The 15,587-nt window shown below is 61.4% G+C and carries 16 protein-coding genes; 6 read left to right on the top strand and 10 right to left on the bottom strand.

Annotated elements, in window-relative coordinates:
• Positions 1-10 precede the first annotated feature (10 nt).
• From proC to V7660_RS03125, 3 genes are all read right to left on the bottom strand, one after another.
• On the bottom strand, positions 11-820 hold the full coding sequence (gene proC, locus V7660_RS03135) for a pyrroline-5-carboxylate reductase (RefSeq protein ID WP_335601668.1): 810 nt from the start codon (positions 818-820) through the stop codon (positions 11-13).
• A 10-nt stretch (positions 821-830) separates the two neighbouring features.
• On the bottom strand, positions 831-1,334 hold the full coding sequence (locus V7660_RS03130) for a YbjN domain-containing protein (protein WP_335601667.1): 504 nt from the start codon (positions 1,332-1,334) through the stop codon (positions 831-833).
• A gap of 129 nt (positions 1,335-1,463) precedes the next feature.
• Positions 1,464-1,715, bottom strand: coding sequence for an accessory factor UbiK family protein (locus tag V7660_RS03125; protein WP_206991251.1), 252 nt, complete (start codon positions 1,713-1,715; stop codon positions 1,464-1,466).
• A gap of 84 nt (positions 1,716-1,799) precedes the next feature.
• On the opposite strand from V7660_RS03125, the gene lgt reads away from it, so the two are divergent.
• The 3 genes from lgt to V7660_RS03110 all read left to right on the top strand — a co-directional run bounded on the left by lgt (position 1,800) and on the right by V7660_RS03110 (position 4,887).
• Positions 1,800-2,756, top strand: a complete 957-nt coding sequence (gene lgt / locus V7660_RS03120; protein WP_335601666.1) for a prolipoprotein diacylglyceryl transferase — start codon at positions 1,800-1,802, stop codon at positions 2,754-2,756.
• A gap of 7 nt (positions 2,757-2,763) precedes the next feature.
• Entirely contained in the window at positions 2,764-3,810 is a 1,047-nt protein-coding gene (locus V7660_RS03115; RefSeq protein WP_335601665.1) for a class I SAM-dependent methyltransferase, read from the top strand.
• Positions 3,811-3,903: 93 nt separating this feature from the next.
• On the top strand, positions 3,904-4,887 hold the full coding sequence (locus V7660_RS03110; protein WP_442910020.1) for an LLM class flavin-dependent oxidoreductase: 984 nt from the start codon (positions 3,904-3,906) through the stop codon (positions 4,885-4,887).
• Positions 4,888-4,913: 26 nt separating this feature from the next.
• Here the strand turns inward: V7660_RS03110 and panD are convergent, their stop codons facing one another.
• Positions 4,914-5,270: an aspartate 1-decarboxylase gene (gene panD, locus V7660_RS03105; RefSeq protein ID WP_335601663.1), complete on the bottom strand. Its 357-nt coding sequence runs from the start codon at positions 5,268-5,270 to the stop codon at positions 4,914-4,916.
• Positions 5,271-5,545: 275 nt separating this feature from the next.
• On the opposite strand from panD, the gene V7660_RS03100 reads away from it, so the two are divergent.
• Positions 5,546-6,883 carry a hypothetical protein gene (locus V7660_RS03100; RefSeq protein WP_335601662.1) on the top strand — a complete coding sequence of 446 codons (1,338 nt, stop codon included), beginning with the start codon at positions 5,546-5,548 and terminating at the stop codon, positions 6,881-6,883.
• A 6-nt stretch (positions 6,884-6,889) separates the two neighbouring features.
• Here the strand turns inward: V7660_RS03100 and V7660_RS03095 are convergent, their stop codons facing one another.
• Positions 6,890-7,303 carry a secondary thiamine-phosphate synthase enzyme YjbQ gene (locus V7660_RS03095; RefSeq protein ID WP_335601661.1) on the bottom strand — a complete coding sequence of 138 codons (414 nt, stop codon included), beginning with the start codon at positions 7,301-7,303 and terminating at the stop codon, positions 6,890-6,892.
• A 123-nt stretch (positions 7,304-7,426) separates the two neighbouring features.
• On the opposite strand from V7660_RS03095, the gene ypfJ reads away from it, so the two are divergent.
• A complete protein-coding gene (gene ypfJ, locus V7660_RS03090) occupies positions 7,427-8,266 on the top strand; it encodes a KPN_02809 family neutral zinc metallopeptidase (RefSeq protein ID WP_335601660.1) in 840 nt (279 codons plus the stop codon).
• Positions 8,267-8,324: 58 nt separating this feature from the next.
• On the top strand, positions 8,325-9,614 hold the full coding sequence (locus tag V7660_RS03085; protein ID WP_335601659.1) for an O-acetylhomoserine aminocarboxypropyltransferase/cysteine synthase family protein: 1,290 nt from the start codon (positions 8,325-8,327) through the stop codon (positions 9,612-9,614).
• 79 nt (positions 9,615-9,693) lie between these two features.
• On the opposite strand, the gene rpoD is transcribed toward V7660_RS03085, so the two are convergent.
• From rpoD to V7660_RS03060, 5 genes are all read right to left on the bottom strand, one after another.
• Positions 9,694-11,649: an RNA polymerase sigma factor RpoD gene (gene rpoD / locus V7660_RS03080; protein WP_335601658.1), complete on the bottom strand. Its 1,956-nt coding sequence runs from the start codon at positions 11,647-11,649 to the stop codon at positions 9,694-9,696.
• Between the two features lie 66 nt (positions 11,650-11,715).
• Entirely contained in the window at positions 11,716-11,985 is a 270-nt protein-coding gene (locus V7660_RS03075; RefSeq protein WP_335601657.1) for a hypothetical protein, read from the bottom strand.
• Positions 11,986-12,059: 74 nt separating this feature from the next.
• The gene (gene dnaG / locus V7660_RS03070) at positions 12,060-13,967 is read right to left on the bottom strand and encodes a DNA primase (RefSeq protein WP_335601656.1); all 1,908 of its coding nucleotides are present in this window, start codon (positions 13,965-13,967) and stop codon (positions 12,060-12,062) included.
• A 121-nt stretch (positions 13,968-14,088) separates the two neighbouring features.
• On the bottom strand, positions 14,089-14,871 hold the full coding sequence (locus V7660_RS03065; RefSeq protein ID WP_335601655.1) for a PRC-barrel domain-containing protein: 783 nt from the start codon (positions 14,869-14,871) through the stop codon (positions 14,089-14,091).
• A 93-nt stretch (positions 14,872-14,964) separates the two neighbouring features.
• Positions 14,965-15,477: a GatB/YqeY domain-containing protein gene (locus V7660_RS03060; RefSeq protein WP_335601654.1), complete on the bottom strand. Its 513-nt coding sequence runs from the start codon at positions 15,475-15,477 to the stop codon at positions 14,965-14,967.
• Positions 15,478-15,587 lie beyond the last annotated feature (110 nt).

The raw sequence follows: 15,587 nt of genomic DNA, 5'->3' as shown, positions 1-15,587 counted from the left end.
TCCTGATCCTCTAATCCGGCTCTCTGGAAAGCTCCCGGTCGCGGGTAACAGCGGCGCGCAGGGCCTTCCTCATCAAGATAGGCATCCCACCGTCATCCATGAGGATGTCAAGGGCGGCCTGGGTGATGCCGCCGGGGGAAGTGACCATTTTTCTGAGCTCGTTCGGGGTCTGTCCGGATTGCTCCATCAGGGCCGCCGCGCCAATGATCGTCTCGATGGCAAGGCGCGCGGCCATATCCTTGGGTACGCCTTCGGCCTCACCGGCCTCTGCCATCACTTCTGCCAGCAGGAAGACATAAGCCGGGCCGCAGCCGGAAATGCCGGTCGCGGCAACCATGGTCTTTTCGTCCATCGGGCCTTCCACGAGGCCGAGCGGGGTGAGCAGCTTGCGGGCGGCTTCGATGTCAGCCGCGTCCAGAGACGGGGCCGCCGACAGCAGCGTGACGCCCTTGCCGATGGAGCCCGGCGTGTTCGGCATCGCGCGGATGACATGCGGCGTGCCGAGCCGGTCTTCGAGCTGGCTCAGCTTGACGCCGCCCATGACGGACACGACCAGAGTCTTCTCGCCGATGAATTCCTTCACGCCTTCTGCGGCGCGGGCGAATTGCTGGGGCTTGATGCCCAGAACGACAATATCGGCGGGAGCGGGCTCGGGGTTCAGCGTGATCTGGCCCGCCTCGGCCCATTCCCGAACTTGCGGGGTCGGGCGCGGCGCGACGATGGAAAGGTTCGGCTTTGCCCGACCGGACAGCCAACCTGATGCGAGGGCGCCGCCCATGCGGCCAGCCCCGATCAGGACAATCGATTGTGCCCCCGCCACGCGCCGGGACTCAGGCTTCGCCCTGGGTTTCGAACATGACCGCGTCGATGGCCTCGCGCGGGCTCTTGCCGGCCCAGATCAGGAAGTTGAAGGCTGGCACGAACCGGTCCACGGCGCTCACAGCTGCCGCGATGGTGGAGCGGATTTCGCCCAGAGAGGCTTCGTCCCGGTCCATCATGGAGAAGGTATAGCGGAAGATCACGACGCCTTCGTCGGCCCAGTAATCGAAATGGCCGAGCCAGAGACGCTCATTCGCCATGATAATCAGCTCGGACAGCTGGCGGCGCTTGTCGGCAACCGGCTTGATGTCGAGTGTGACAGAAAAGTGGATCGCCGCAGGCTCGGGACGGAACGCAAACAATGCGCCCATATCGCCCCAGCGGGTCTCGGCCACGGCCTGGATTGTCCCCTCTTCATCGCGTTCGTGTTGCCACCCTGCGATTTCGAGCGCCTCTTCGACGCGGTCGAGCGGATCAATCCCTTCGAATTCTTCGCGTGAAAGATCAAGGCTCATGAAAGTCTCCCCTTCTTTCTGAGGTCATGGACACAGGATTCGTGCCCAATGGCCATCCCCGTTGAAACGCGGCGACGCGGCCGCGTCCACCCTGATCAACAGGTAGGCAGATAAAGTCTGTGGGTTGCGCTATTTGGATTTTGCGGCCGTTTCGAGCTCTGCCACACGTGCTTCCAGCGCTTCGACACGCTCCAGCGCCGCCGTGGCAAGCGTCTTCAGTGCCTCGACTTCGTCGCGGCCCGCCAGGTCCATATCGGCGATCAGGCCCTTCACGCGGGCCTGGGCTGCGGTCTTCGCTTCTTCGCTTGCGGCCCGCGCAGCGCCCATTGCACCGGTCATCAGGCCGGCAATGTCATCTAGCAGTGGATTTGTTGTGGCCATGCGGCTACTCCTTCGCGGCATCGGGCGGACAGGTTTGGTTCCCCTAACAGATAGGTCCTTATCCATACAGGGAAAAGACGCTGCATGCTGGATATGATGAGCTTCGCCGCACCCCTTCTGCCCGCCGCGGCGCTGACCTTTCCGGATGTCAGCCCGGCGCTGGTGTCGATTGACCTCGGCTTCCTCGGGCTCGGAACCTTCCATTTGCGCTGGTACGCGCTTGGTTACATGGCCGGCATCGCGCTCGCCTGGTGGTATGCCAGCGCCATGATCCGGCGCCCACGCCTGTTCGGCGGCAGAAGCCCGCTGACCAAGGACCAGCTCGACGACATCATGTTCTGGATCATTGTCGGCATCATTCTCGGCGGACGCTTCGGCTATGTCCTGTTCTACATGGTGCCCTACCAGTTCGACGTGATCGCAGCGAACCCGCTGACCATCTTCAAGATCTGGGATGGCGGCATGGCGTTTCATGGCGGCATTCTGGGCGTTACAATCGCGCTCATCCTGTTCGCGCGCCGTCGCAAAGTGTCACTGCTTTCCATCGGCGACATTGCCGGCGTGGTCGCGCCAATCGGCATCGGCCTCGTCCGCCTCGCCAATTTCGTGAACGCCGAACTCTATGGCCGCCACACCGACGCGCCCATCGGCATGGTCTTCCCGGAAGGCTATGTGCGCGGCTCCACGCCGCCTGCCTATAATTGGGAAACCGGCGAATGGGTCAGCACAGGCTTCGAGACAGCACGCCATCCGAGCCAGCTGTATGAAAGTGTGCTGGAAGGCTGGCTGCCGCTGCTTGTGCTATCGGTCCTGATCTGGCGCTTCGGCGCGCTGAAACGCCCCGGCCTCGTCGCCGGCCTGTTCCTGCTGATGTATGCTGCGGGCCGCACCATCGTCGAAAATTTCCGTATGCCGGACAGTTTCGCGACCAGCCTGCCGGACTGGATCACGATGGGCCAGCTGCTTTCCATCCCGATGTGGATCGGCGGCATCTGGCTGGTCTGGAATGCGCTGAAGAAAAAGCCTGCGACTGCGGACTGATCTGCCCATGACCCTCAAGGAACGCATCATCCGCCTGATCGAAACCGGCGGCCCCATCCCGGTTTCAACTTACATGCAACTCGCCCTGCATGACGCCAGCCAGGGCTACTACGCCACGCGCCCCGGCCTCGGCACGGATTTCATCACGGCGCCGGAAGTCAGCCAGGTATTCGGCGAACTGATCGGCCTGTGGGTCGTGCATGAATGGCGGGCCATGGGCGCACCGTCCGACTTCCATCTCGTTGAAATCGGTCCGGGGCATGGCACGCTGATGGCGGACGCCCTGCGCCTCGCCTATGTCGCGGGCAGCCGCGAGTTTGCCGATGCCGCCAAACTCACCCTCGTCGAGCCGAGCCCGGAATTGCGCAAGGTGCAGGCCGAGCGCCTCAACGATTACACGCCGTCCTTTGCGGATACGCTCGGCAATGTGCCCGCCGGGCCGATGATCTTGGTCGCGAATGAATATCTCGACTGCCTGCCCGCCCGCCAGTTCCGCAAGGCGGAGGATCAGTGGCGCGAATGCGTGGTCGGGCTGGATGCTGACGGGGCGCTGGCCTTCGGTCTCGCCGCCGACGAGCAGCGCGCCCCCGATGGCGCGGCTGAAACCTCCGAAGCCGTCGAGGTCCAGATCGGCTTCGACCTGCTGATTGCAGACCTTCTCACCCGCCCCGCGCCGATGCGCGCGCTGTTCATCGATTACGGCCCCGCCGATGCCACGCCGGGCGACAGCCTCCGCGCCTTCAGCCAGGGCGAGCAGGTCTCCCCCCTCGCCCAGCCGGGCGAGACCGATTTGACCGTGGACGTTGATTTCGGTCGCCTGAAACGGCTCGCGGCCCGCATGGGGCTGGATGTGGCGGGCCCGACACCGCAGGGCATGTTCCTGATGGGGCTCGGGGCGCAGGCTCGTCTCAACCAGCTGGTCGAGGCCAACCCGGACCATGCCGACGCGATCTTCAACAATGCCCAGCGGCTGATCGACCCGAAAGACATGGGTAGCCGCTTCAAGGCGATCTGCCTGTCGAGTAGCGGCCTGCCCGCGCCGGTTGGGTTCTAGAAAAACTCTTGCGAGCCTTCCGCTGCGAAAGACAGGCTTGGCTTTGGCGGCGCGGTCCCCATGTCTTGGGAACGCAATGCAAGGGGCCTTGATGTGGCTGAACTTTCGATCCTGGAACTCGGACGCGTGCGCGAGGGCTTTACCCGCGCAGACGCCCTGAATGATGCCCGCCGGCTTGGCCAGCACGCCGAGGCCCTTGGCTACAAGCGGCTCTGGGTGGCCGAGCACCACAATATGAAAGCCGTCACCACGGCGGCGACTTCGCTTGTCGTGTCGCACATCGCGGCCGGCACAAAGACCCTCCGCGTCGGCGCAGGCGGCATCATGCTGCCCAATCACGCGCCCTATATCATCGCCGAACAGTTCGGCACGCTGGAGGCGCTCTATCCAGGCCGAATCGACCTCGGCCTTGGCCGCGCCCCCGGCACGGACCAGATGACCCTGCGGGCCCTGCGCCGCGACCCGACCAGCGCCGATCGTTTCCCAGAGGATGTTCTGGAACTGCAGGCCTTTCTCGGCCCGGTCGAACCCGGCCAGAAGATTGAGGCCGTGCCCGGCTCCAATTCGAATGTCCCGCTCTGGATCCTCGGCTCCAGCCTGTTCGGCGCGCAGGTCGCAGCCGCCTATGGCCTGCCCTATGGCTTTGCCTCCCATTTCGCCCCCCAGGCGCTGGATGATGCGCTGGCTACCTATCGCGCCAACTTCCAGCCATCAGACCAGCAGAAGACCCCCTATGCCCTGATCGGGGTGAACATCATTGCGGCGGAAACGAATGAGGAAGCGAAATTTCTCGCGACCTCACAGCAGATGTCGTTCGCGAACCTCGTGCGCGGCGACCGCAAGCTGACTCAGCCGCCCATCGACGACATCGACACATACTGGACGCCGGAAGAGAAACTGCGCGCTTCCCACATGCTGAATTTCAGCATCATCGGTGACCGGGACACGGTGAAACGCGGCGTCGACGCCTTGCTTGCGCGCACAAACGCCGACGAGTTGATGATCGTGTCCGACATGTATGATCCGGACAAGCGCCTGCGCTCCTTCGAGATCATCTCGAAAGTCCTGAAAGGCTGAATTTAATGGGTACGGGTCAGCCCGGATCAGACGGGACGCTTGATCTCGTTATTGTCGCCCAGCAGCACAACAGTCGGGGCATGCTGGCGTGCCTTGTCGGCGTCGACGCCGGCAAAGGCTGCGATGATGACCTTGTCGCCAGCCGCAAAGTGGCGGGCAGCGGCGCCGTTAACACCGATGGTCCGGGAGCCACGCGGCGCTTCAAGGGCATAGGTCTGGATGCGGGCGCCATTGGTGACGTTCCAGATATCCACGCGTTCATTCGGCAGGATACCCGAAGCGTCGAGCAGGTCCTGGTCAATCGAGACCGAGCCTTCATAGTGAAGGTCGCACTGCGTGACGGTTGCAGAATGCAGTTTGGCTTTCAGCATGTTGAGCAACAAGGATGTATCCTCCCGGATTTATTTTATGAGCGCTTAATTATGCTCACAATGAGCATATAGGAAGGCCCACGGCCTTGCGCAAGGCGCTTATTGCATCGCAGCAAATGTGAGTAAAGACGGTATTGGACGTTGCCGGCTCTCCTTCCCGCGAGGTCAGGTCATGGTGCCGCTCACATACGCTTCACCCGCGAAATCTGTCTCAAAATGGCTCGCTTTGCGCGAATCCGTCTGTTAACAATCTTTAACGCTGGGGAGAGACAAAGGGGATGAACGGCATGAAACAGGTGTCTGCAGGCGGTATTGTGATCGCCATGATCTTGGCGGGGTGCGCCTCAAGTCCGGAACCGGCCCCGGCCTCTCCGCCCCCCGCAACCGGGCAGGCCCCGAATGGCCCCGTGCGCGGCATTCCCAATCCGAGTGATGATGATTTCCTCGGCGCGCCGACCCCGACCGTACGCCGTCATACCGGCCGCGCCAGCACCGGCGCCGTGCCGGCCAAGGACTACCTCCCCTACATTGACGTCGCGATTGACGAGTCGGCCGTTTATTCCGAGTTCGGAGACATGTTGCAGGACCGCTATACCCGTATCCAGATCGTCACGCTGAAGCCCGACGCCTATGACATGGAGGGGGTCACCTCCGGTGTCCGCAGCCAGGAAGTCGAGGCGCGCAATTATGACAAGGAAAGCCGGGGCTGGTTCTCCCGCATGATGTCATCGCGCAGCATCACCCGCACACTGATCGCCGAGTTCGACGTTGCCAAGCCCGACATCACGGCAACCAATGCGCTGTTCTCGTCTACCTTTTCCTCCAACAATCGCGAAGGTGAGAGCTGGACGACGAATGAGAGTATTTCGGTCTATGCCACGCCCTATTTCAAGGTCGGCCCGAACACGACCATCGAGGCGCGCTTTCGCCTTCAGTTGTCGGATGAAAAGGAATCCTCTGCCAGCGCGAATGTGATGGGCGCGCTGACCACGGCGGCGAATTTGATTGCACCGACCTCCACACTGGTGACCTACTTCAACGCACCGCTGATGATGGAAGCCTCCAACTTCCTGAACAATTCGACCAGCACCCTGTTCGGTCAGTCGATCACGGAGCAATCGGTCAGCGCCTTTTCCGTGAAGGCCTGGAGCGACAAGCCGATCCTCGTTGTGTCGGCCCAATTGCCTGACACGGACGACATCAAGGATACGCGCGGCAAGGGCGCCATCGGCCAATGGGCCGTCTATCTTGACCAGCCCATCCCGTCGATCTTCACCGCCGGTGTCTCCGATGCAGGCTTTCCGGATTATACGGGTGTCACGTCCGGGGATATTCTGGCGTTCGATGTGGGCGAGGATCTCACCGTCTACGATTATGTCTTTTCTCGCCTCGATCTGGCCGACCGCATTTCATATTTGAACAATACGGCCGACCCGGACGTGGCCGGTCTGATCTGCAACCGGATCGAACGCGGCCTGTCCGAAATCGGCTTCACCTCCTATGACGCCGCTGCAGCGGTCTGGGCGGCGTCGGTCTCTGACCAGTTCAATGGCAGCGCCAAGGCCGCCTTCCAGGGCGAAAATACCTGCGAAGCCATGATCCGCTGGAAAGCGCTCGGCGGCTGATCCGCCTCAGCCGAGAAGATGCGCCACCACGCGGCGCGTGTGCGGGGCATCCCGATGCTCGAACAGGTAAATGCCCTGCCACGTGCCGAGTGCCATACGCCCGCCGGAAACGGGGATCGAGAGCGAAGTCTGCGTCAGGGCCGCCTTGATATGGGCCGGCATGTCGTCCGGCCCCTCGGTGCGATGAACCAGATAGCTCATGGACGGGTCGTTGGCGGGCGGCGCGAGGCGGCGGAAGAAAGCCTGCAGATCGCGCTGTACGTCCGGATCGGCATTCTCCTGCACCAGCAGCGAACAGGATGTGTGCTGGCAGAACAGGGTCAGCAGGCCGTCGCCCTGCCCTGCCACAAAGTCCTCCACCTCGCGGGTGAACTCATAGAGGCCGGAACCCTGGGTCGGGATGGTGAGTTGGGTCTGCATGCCCTCCGATTACCTTCCTCCGCCCCGGCGGGCAATCACTAGATGAGTTTCATGGGTGACGGGTCGGGCCCCGCCCTGTATTTCAGAATTAACCTGCATTAACTGGCAAGAACGGAGTGGGACATGCGCTGGAAAGGTGGACGCAGAGGCGGAAACGTCGAGGACAGACGCGGCATGAGCGGCGGCAAGCTCGCCGGCGGCGGTATCGGCTTCGTCCTGATCGCGCTGGTTGTGTCCTATTTCCTCGGCATTGATCCCCAGCCCCTGCTTGAAGCCGGTAGCGGCATGTCTTCCGGCCAACAGCAATCCGGCGAAGTCGGCACGCCCGAAGATGAAGCCGGCCAGTTCGTCGATGTGGTCGGCACCAATGTGAACGATGTCTGGGCCGAACTGCTCGACGGCTACAAGAAGCCGAATACCGTCATCTACACGCAAGGCACGGGCACCGGCTGCGGCTATGGCCAGGCCGCGATGGGGCCCTTCTACTGCCCGGCCGACCAGACCATCTATCTCGATCTCTCCTTCTGGCAGCAGATGGAAACCCAGCTTGGCGCGTCCGGCGCGGATTTCGCACGCGCCTATGTCATCGCGCATGAATTCGGCCACCATGTACAGACGCTGACCGGCGCCTCGCAACAGGTCCGCAAGGCGCAGCAGCAAGCCCGCAACCAGGCCGAAGCCAACAAATATTCCGTTGCGCTGGAGCTGCAAGCGGACTGCTATGCCGGTGTCTGGGCCGCGCGCGCTTCCGCTGCCTCGAATGGCCAGGTCGCGCTGGAACGGGGCGATATGGAAGAAGGCCTGAAGACGGCCAATGCCATCGGTGACGATATGCTACAGAAACGCTCCCAGGGCCGCGTGACCCCCGAAGCCTTTACGCATGGCTCGGCCGAACAGCGCATGGAATGGCTGACCCGAGGTTATGAGAGCGGGGACCCCCGCCAGTGTGATACGTTCAACTAATCCCCTGCCCGAACGGGCCTGAGGGGGCAGAATGACATCATGAGAGGGAGAGGCCGACATGACCGACGGCAAGCCAATGGGGTTCGACACCCTGCAAATTCACGCGGGCGCAAACCCGGACCCGGCCACCGGCGCGCGCCAGGTGCCGATCTACCAGACCACAGCCTATGTCTTCCGCGACGCTGACCACGCCGCCGCACTCTTCGGCTTGCAGGAAGTCGGCTACATCTATTCCCGCCTGACCAATCCTACGGTCGCGGCGCTGGGCGACCGGATTGCCGCGCTCGAAGGCGGCGCGGGCGCAGTCTGCTGCTCCTCCGGCCATGCGGCGCAGATCATGGCCCTCTTCCCGCTGATGGCGCCGGGGCGCAACATTGTTGCCTCGACCCGCCTCTATGGCGGTACGATCACCCAGTTCAGCCAGACGTTCAAACGCTTCGGCTGGTCGGCCACCTTCGTGGACTTTGATGACCTCGACGCCGTGAAGGCCGCGATTGACGACGATACGCGCGCCATCTTCTGCGAGACCATCGCCAATCCGGGCGGTTATATCACGGACCTCGACGCGATTGCCGAAATCGCAGATGGCGCGGACATTCCCCTGATCGTCGATAATACGACGGCCACCCCCTATCTCTGCCGCCCGATCGAGCATGGCGCGACCCTGGTCGTCCACTCCCTGACGAAATATATGACCGGCAATGGCACGGTGACCGGCGGCGCGATTGTCGATTCTGGCAAGTTTGACTGGTCGGCCTCTGACAAATTCCCGTCCCTCTCCCAGCCGGAACCGGCCTATCACGGCCTGAAATTCCACGAGACGTTCGGCCCGGCCGCCTTCATGTTCCACGGCATCGCCGTGGGCCTGCGCGACCTCGGCATGACGCTGAACCCGCAAGCGGCGCACTATACGCTGATGGGCATCGAGACGCTCTCCATGCGGATGGACAAGCATGTCGCCAATGCAAAGAAGATCGCCGCCTGGCTGGAAGGCCATGATGCGGTTTCCGGTGTCACCTATGCCGGGCTGGACTCCTCGCCCTACAAGGATCGCATCCCGAAAATCTGCCCGAAGGGCGCCGGAGCGCTGTTCACGGTCCAGCTGAAAGGCGGCTATGAAGCCTGCACAAAATTTGTCGGCGGCCTGAACCTGTTCAGCCATGTCGCAAACCTCGGCGACGCGCGCAGCCTGGTCATCCACCCCGCCTCGACCACGCACCGCCAATTGACCGAAGAACAGCAGATCGCCGCTGGCGCCGCGCCCAACACGGTCCGCCTCTCCATCGGCATCGAAGATGCCGACGACCTGATCGCGGATCTGGATCAGGCGCTGAGAGCGGCGGGCTAATCACCTCGCGACACTTGCAGAAACAAAAAAGGCGGCCTCGACGGGCCGCCTTTTTCAAACTTGGATCGGCGCTTGCGCCTTACGTATCCAGGAAGCTGCGCAGTTTGCGGCTGCGGCTCGGATGCTTCAGTTTGCGGAGCGCTTTCGCCTCGATCTGGCGGATACGTTCGCGGGTCACCGAGAATTGCTGGCCGACTTCTTCCAGCGTGTGATCCGTGTTCATACCGATACCAAAGCGCATGCGCAGCACGCGTTCTTCACGCGGCGTGAGCGAGGCAAGCACACGGGTGGTCGTTTCGCGGAGGTTCGACTGGATCGCGGCGTCGACGGGCAGGAGCGCCATCTTGTCCTCGATGAAGTCGCCGAGGTTTGAATCCTCGTCGTCGCCAATCGGGGTTTCCAGCGAGATCGGCTCTTTCGCGATCTTCAGGACCTTGCGGATTTTTTCCAGCGGCAGTCCCAGCTTTTCGGCCAGCTCTTCCGGGGTCGGCTCGCGGCCGATTTCGTGCAGCATTTGGCGCTGAGTACGGATGATCTTGTTGATCGTCTCTATCATGTGCACCGGGATACGGATCGTGCGGGCCTGGTCGGCAATCGACCGCGTTATGGCCTGACGAATCCACCATGTGGCATAGGTCGAGAATTTGTAACCGCGGCGGTATTCGAATTTATCGACCGCCTTCATCAGGCCGATATTGCCTTCCTGGATGAGATCGAGGAATTGCAGGCCGCGGTTTGTATACTTCTTCGCAATGGAAATCACGAGGCGCAGGTTGGCCTCGACCATTTCCTTCTTGGCGATGCGCGCTTCGCGCTCGCCCTTCTGCACCGTCTGCACGATGCGGCGGAAATCATCAATCGGGATACCGATTTCCTGCGCGATCTCGGAAATGTTGTCGCGGGACTCGGTGATCTCGGCTTCCTTGCCCTCGGCAAAGCGCTTCCACTTGGCCGACAGGCCCTTGACCGTGTCCAGCCAGTCGGGCTCCAGTTCGCGGCCGAAATAGTTCTCGAGGAATTCCTTGCGCGGCACGCCATAGGCATCGCCCATGCGCATCAGCTTGCCTTCCATACCCATCAGCTTCTTGTTGATGGCATAGAGCTGTTCGACCAGCGCTTCGATCCGGGCATTGTTGATGTGGATCGTCTTAAGGTTTTCGACGATCGAGTTCGACAGCGAGTCATACTCTTCCTGAGCCTTCGGCGTCAGGTCCTTGCCTTCGAGCCGGCGGTTGACGAGCTTGTCCTGCAGCTTGCGGTATTTCGCAAAATCGTCGGCGATCTCGTCCAGCTTGGCCAGAACACCATCGCGCAGTTCGGCTTCCATGGCGGACATGGACATTGCCGCAGCATCATCCTCGTCCTCATCGTCATCATCATCAGACGACTCTTCGCCTTCGGCCTTGGCTTCGTCGGCTTCGTCTTCCTCTTCCTTGGGCTTTGGCTCAGGCGGCGGGTTTTCCGCGCCATACGTCGCCTCAAGGTCGATCAGGTCGCGCAGCAGGATGCGCTCGTTCACAAGCTCGTCGCGCCACACCATCATGGCTTCGAAGGTCAGCGGGCTTTCGCACAGGCCGCGGATCATCGCGTCCCGGCCAGCCTCGATGCGCTTGGCAATCGCGATCTCGCCTTCACGCGACAGCAGCTCGACGGCACCCATTTCGCGCAGATACATGCGGACCGGGTCATCGGTACGGTCAGAGCCGCGCGCATTGCCCTTCTTGGCAACGACTTTCTTGTCTTCGATCTTGGTGAGGGCCTTGCCTTCGGCTTCGGCCTCTTCTTCGCTCTCAACCACCGCAATGCCTTGCTCGGAGATCTGGGACATCACGTCCTCGATCTGGTCAGAGGTCATCTCATCATTGGGAAGCAGGGCGTTGATTTCATCATGGGTAATGAAGCCGCGCTTCTGAGCGCGCTTCAGGACCTTCTTGACGTCGGTCGCGTTGAAATCGACCAGACCGTTTTCATTGTCCTTGTCGTCTTCGCGATCGCCATCGCCGGAGACGTTCTTTTTCTTGGTGGCTGTTGCCATTCAAATCTCTCCTGTGAGGACCCCGACGGCGCCTGCCGGGAACTCTCCCAAAATAATACCTGCCTGTTAGCTTTCGCTGACTGTTCCTGCTGCCTCGTTCATGCGGTCCCACGGGACCGTTCGGTTCTCGACGAGCATATGACGCCTGTGCCACATGCGTGACGGCGGGGTCGATCCCTCGCACGCAGCATCCATGCCACGGTCAAGAGCAGGCTCGTGTGAACGTCCGTCTTCCAGAAATTGCTCTATGGCCGTTGGCCAGTCCTTTGCCTCGGGTTCGATGACCGCGTTCAGAGGCATATCAGGATAGTGTTTGAGCAGTTTGGCAGCGCGCATGTTCCCTGCCTACAGTAAATGGGCACGGAATGCGTTGCGGTCAATAGGTTTCCCTGCGTTTCCGGCCGCATTGCCTACTTGTTGGAGCCATCCGGCTTGAACCAGGGGTTCTTCTCCTCGAACCGTTTCCAGAAATCCCCGATATTGGCCTTGCCCATCGCCTTTTCCTGCTGGTCGACCAGAACGCGCTCCTCATAGGCCTTGCGCTTCTCGGCCACGAGGCGGCGTTTCAGTTTGAGACGTCGCACCTCATCATCCGCAGATGGGGCCGTATCGACCGGAATGAACACTTCGATCGCAGCTTTCCAGGAGCGATAGGCCGGATCCTCGACATTGATCCGCGACACCTGGCTCATATCGATATGGGACACCTCGCGCTCATGCCCTTCCCGCGCCAACAGTGCCAGCACGGCCTCGAAAGTAAGCTCCCTGTTTTCAATCAGGAAATCCACGATTAGGTCGCGTAGCCGGTTGGACATCGCATTGCGGAAATCGGCGGCAATCAGCGTTTCTTCCATGCCGGACAGGATACCCGGGCTGGCAATGGCCTGCATCAGCAACATCACGCCGGGGCTCTGCCGGCCGCCGGTTTGCGGGCCCGTTGCCGTAATGCCGCCATAGGGGGAGGCGCCGCCCTGCCCCCGTCCGCCGGGCTTGCCCTTGGTAAATGATGTCTGACGCTTGGCCTGACGAATTTGCCAGAAATGATCCTTCATGCGGGCACGCAAGTCGCGCTCATAAGCGGCCTTCACGCCGGGATGCTTGATCTGGGCTGCGGCCTGCATCAGCCGCGCTTCCAGCCCGGCCTGACGTTCCGGCGTGTCCAGCGGCTCGGCATCGCGCTCGCGCAGCCAAAGCAGTTCCGACAGGGCGATTCGCCCGTCCAGCGCCTCGCCCATCGCCATCGGGCCGCGCTCACGGATGAGGTCATCCGGGTCCATGCCATCTGGTAACAGGACAAAGAACAGGGACCGGCCCGGCTCGACATGCGGCAGGGCGCGGTCGACGGCGCGATAGGCCGCGCCAAGCCCCGCCCGGTCGCCATCGAAGCAGAGAACGGGTTCGGGGCCGGCGCGCCAGAGCAAGCTGATCTGGTCCTCGGTCAGCGCCGTGCCCAGCGGAGCCACAGCCTGCCCGAAGCCGGCCTCAGTCAATGCGATGGCATCCATATAGCCTTCGCAGACAATCAGGCCGCCGCCCTCACCATGCCCCAGCGCCTCACGCGCCGCCTTGTAGCGGTACAGTACACGGGATTTGTGGAAGAGCGGTGTATCGCCGGAATTGAGATATTTCGGCTTGGCATCCGACGTCAGCCCGCGCCCCCCAAAGGCAATGATTCCGCCCCGGCTGTCCGGGATCGGAAACATCAGGCGCCCCCGGAAGGCATCATAGGGCTCGCCGCCCTTGTCGCTTTCCTTGGTCAGACCCGCTTCAAGGATTTCGGCAGGCGTGAAGCCTTCCGCTTTCAGGTGCGCGCTCGTCTTGCGCCAATCATCCGGCGCATAGCCGAGCCTGTGGCGCTTCCAGGCAGCAGGCTTCAATCCCCTGCCCTCAAGATACTCGCGCGCAGCGGCCCCTTCAGACGATTGCAACCGTTCTTCGAAGTACGACGCTGCTGCCTCGCAGACTTCCTGCAACCGTTTGCGATGATCATAGGCTTCGGCAGCGCGCGGATCGGACTTCGGCAATTCCATGCCTGCCTCTTCGGCGAGCTTCTCGACCGCCTCCATGAAGGACAGCCGCTCGGTCTCCATGACGAAGCTGATGACGTCTCCGCCCATGCCGGAGGAGAAGCATTTGAAGATGCGTTTCTGGTCGTTGACGTAGAAGCTTGGTGTCTTCTCCGCGGTAAACGGCGACAGGCCGACCCATTCCTTGCCCTTCTTGGTCAGCTTCACCTTGCGGCCGATCACGTCCGAAGGCCGGATGCGGGCCTTCAGTTCATCAACGAAACCATCGGGAATGCGAATGGGCGAACTCATATGGGCCGAGTGTAGCCCCATTGGGGAATTGGGGAAACGCTCCCCTGCCCATCTGGGCGGTGGAAAAGCACAAAAAAGGCCCCGCGCGAGCGGGGCCAGATCTTGCTGCTATGGAATTGGCTTAGTCGATGTCAGCCGTGAACCCCATTGCGGAGTTGAATTCCTGTTCGGTGAGGTCGATCACGACTTCACCATCGCTGTCGCCTTGGGCCACCATGATCTTGGCGGGATCGATGAGGAAGCGTTGGTCAGTTACAGCTTCCACGATGCCATCAGAGACGACCGCATATTTGGCCTGGCCATCAGTCTTCACGATCAGGTCGGTGACACGCACGTCCTTGTCGTTGAAGGCCAGATTGACGTTCGTGCCGGTCAGCTCGGAAGCCAGACGATAGTCGTTCATGCCGTTCTGCTCGAACTCCTGGAGGTCATCCAGCATCTCTTCGGTCAGATCCATGCGGGCAGCCGGTTCGCCTTCCTCGTCAAACCAGATCGTAGCCTGGTCAAACGAGACAGCGTGCAGTTCGCCAGCAAAGCCGTCACGGATAATCAGCATGGGCTGTTCGCCGCCAGAGGCCAGCATCACATCTTCAATCTCGCCGACTTCCTCGCCATTCGAATCCACTACTTCTTCACCAATCAGGTCGGAAGTCAGGAATTCGCCGGAGGTCAGGACATAATCGTCACGATCCATGTCAGCCATCTGGGCGTTGCCGGTACGGGTTTCCACAGCTGCGTCGCCATAGGCCGCATCGTCATTCTCGTAATCACGATCATAGGTGGCGGTTTCGGTCATCGCCGTCGTATCGGTATCTGCCGTCTGGGTATGGGTATCAGCGCCGGAACAGGCGACCACACCCATCATCAGGGCAGCCGTACTCGTAGTTAGAAAAAGCCGTTTCATTTCAAAGTCCTTTCGTTGTAATCAACGTACAACCAACGGACCGATCAAGGGCTTTGTTCCAACCTTTCGCAGAATTAACCAGCGTGTCGCTGCTTACTTGGCGGCGGCCTTCTGGCCGGTCAGCGCCTTGCGCATCACCTTGCCTGCCGTACCGGATTCGATCTTGCCGGGATAACGCTGTTTCAGCGCCGACATGCACCGGCCAATGTCTTTCAGTTTCGTGGCGCCGAGGTCATCCACCACTTCTTCCACAGCGGCTTCCAGCGCCTTCGTCCCGAGCGGCTCCGGAAGGAATTTCCGGATAATTTCGATTTCCTCGCGTTCCCGGATCGCATCCTCGATCCGGCCGGCATCATCATGCTCGCGCGCAGCGGTCTCGCGCTGCGCAATCATGGTATCGAGCACATTGCGCACATCGGCATCCGGACAGCCTTCACTGTCGCCGCGTCCACGGGCGCACACATCCCGGTCACGAATAGCCGCATCTATCAGGCGCAAGGTCGACAGGCGGGTGGTACAGCCCTCGTCCTTTTCGCGCTCGGCATTCAATGCCTGAGCCACACGCGCTTTCAGCGACATCATGTCAGATTTATCTTCCTGGCCCATTCAAAATACGCCTTTCACACCAGCAACGTTCGACTATGCTTGACGTTGCAGGGACTCAGTCCCATTACCCGGAAAAATGTCGGGGGAGAGTTAACCGTCTGACAATGATC

This window comes from Hyphomonas sp., from assembly GCF_036964145.1.
Lineage (GTDB): Bacteria > Pseudomonadota > Alphaproteobacteria > Caulobacterales > Hyphomonadaceae > Hyphomonas.
Note: the sequence above shows the minus strand (reverse complement) of the source record. Positions and strands in the feature narration are given on the sequence as shown.

What these genes read in the sequence shown, in the direction of transcription:
- V7660_RS03130 (WP_335601667.1), bottom strand. Translation starts at nt 1,334, where the DNA reads ATGAGCCTTGATCTTTCACGCGAAGAATTCGAAGGGATTGATCCGCTC.
- V7660_RS03125 (WP_206991251.1), bottom strand. Translation starts at nt 1,715, where the DNA reads ATGGCCACAACAAATCCACTGCTAGATGACATTGCCGGCCTGATGACC.
- lgt (WP_335601666.1), top strand. Translation starts at nt 1,800, where the DNA reads ATGCTGGATATGATGAGCTTCGCCGCACCCCTTCTGCCCGCCGCGGCG.
- V7660_RS03115 (WP_335601665.1), top strand. Translation starts at nt 2,764, where the DNA reads ATGACCCTCAAGGAACGCATCATCCGCCTGATCGAAACCGGCGGCCCC.
- V7660_RS03100 (WP_335601662.1), top strand. Translation starts at nt 5,546, where the DNA reads ATGAAACAGGTGTCTGCAGGCGGTATTGTGATCGCCATGATCTTGGCG.
- V7660_RS03095 (WP_335601661.1), bottom strand. Translation starts at nt 7,303, where the DNA reads ATGCAGACCCAACTCACCATCCCGACCCAGGGTTCCGGCCTCTATGAG.
- ypfJ (WP_335601660.1), top strand. Translation starts at nt 7,427, where the DNA reads ATGCGCTGGAAAGGTGGACGCAGAGGCGGAAACGTCGAGGACAGACGC.
- V7660_RS03085 (WP_335601659.1), top strand. Translation starts at nt 8,325, where the DNA reads ATGACCGACGGCAAGCCAATGGGGTTCGACACCCTGCAAATTCACGCG.
- rpoD (WP_335601658.1), bottom strand. Translation starts at nt 11,649, where the DNA reads ATGGCAACAGCCACCAAGAAAAAGAACGTCTCCGGCGATGGCGATCGC.
- V7660_RS03075 (WP_335601657.1), bottom strand. Translation starts at nt 11,985, where the DNA reads ATGCGCGCTGCCAAACTGCTCAAACACTATCCTGATATGCCTCTGAAC.
- dnaG (WP_335601656.1), bottom strand. Translation starts at nt 13,967, where the DNA reads ATGAGTTCGCCCATTCGCATTCCCGATGGTTTCGTTGATGAACTGAAG.
- V7660_RS03065 (WP_335601655.1), bottom strand. Translation starts at nt 14,871, where the DNA reads ATGAAACGGCTTTTTCTAACTACGAGTACGGCTGCCCTGATGATGGGT.
- V7660_RS03060 (WP_335601654.1), bottom strand. Translation starts at nt 15,477, where the DNA reads ATGGGCCAGGAAGATAAATCTGACATGATGTCGCTGAAAGCGCGTGTG.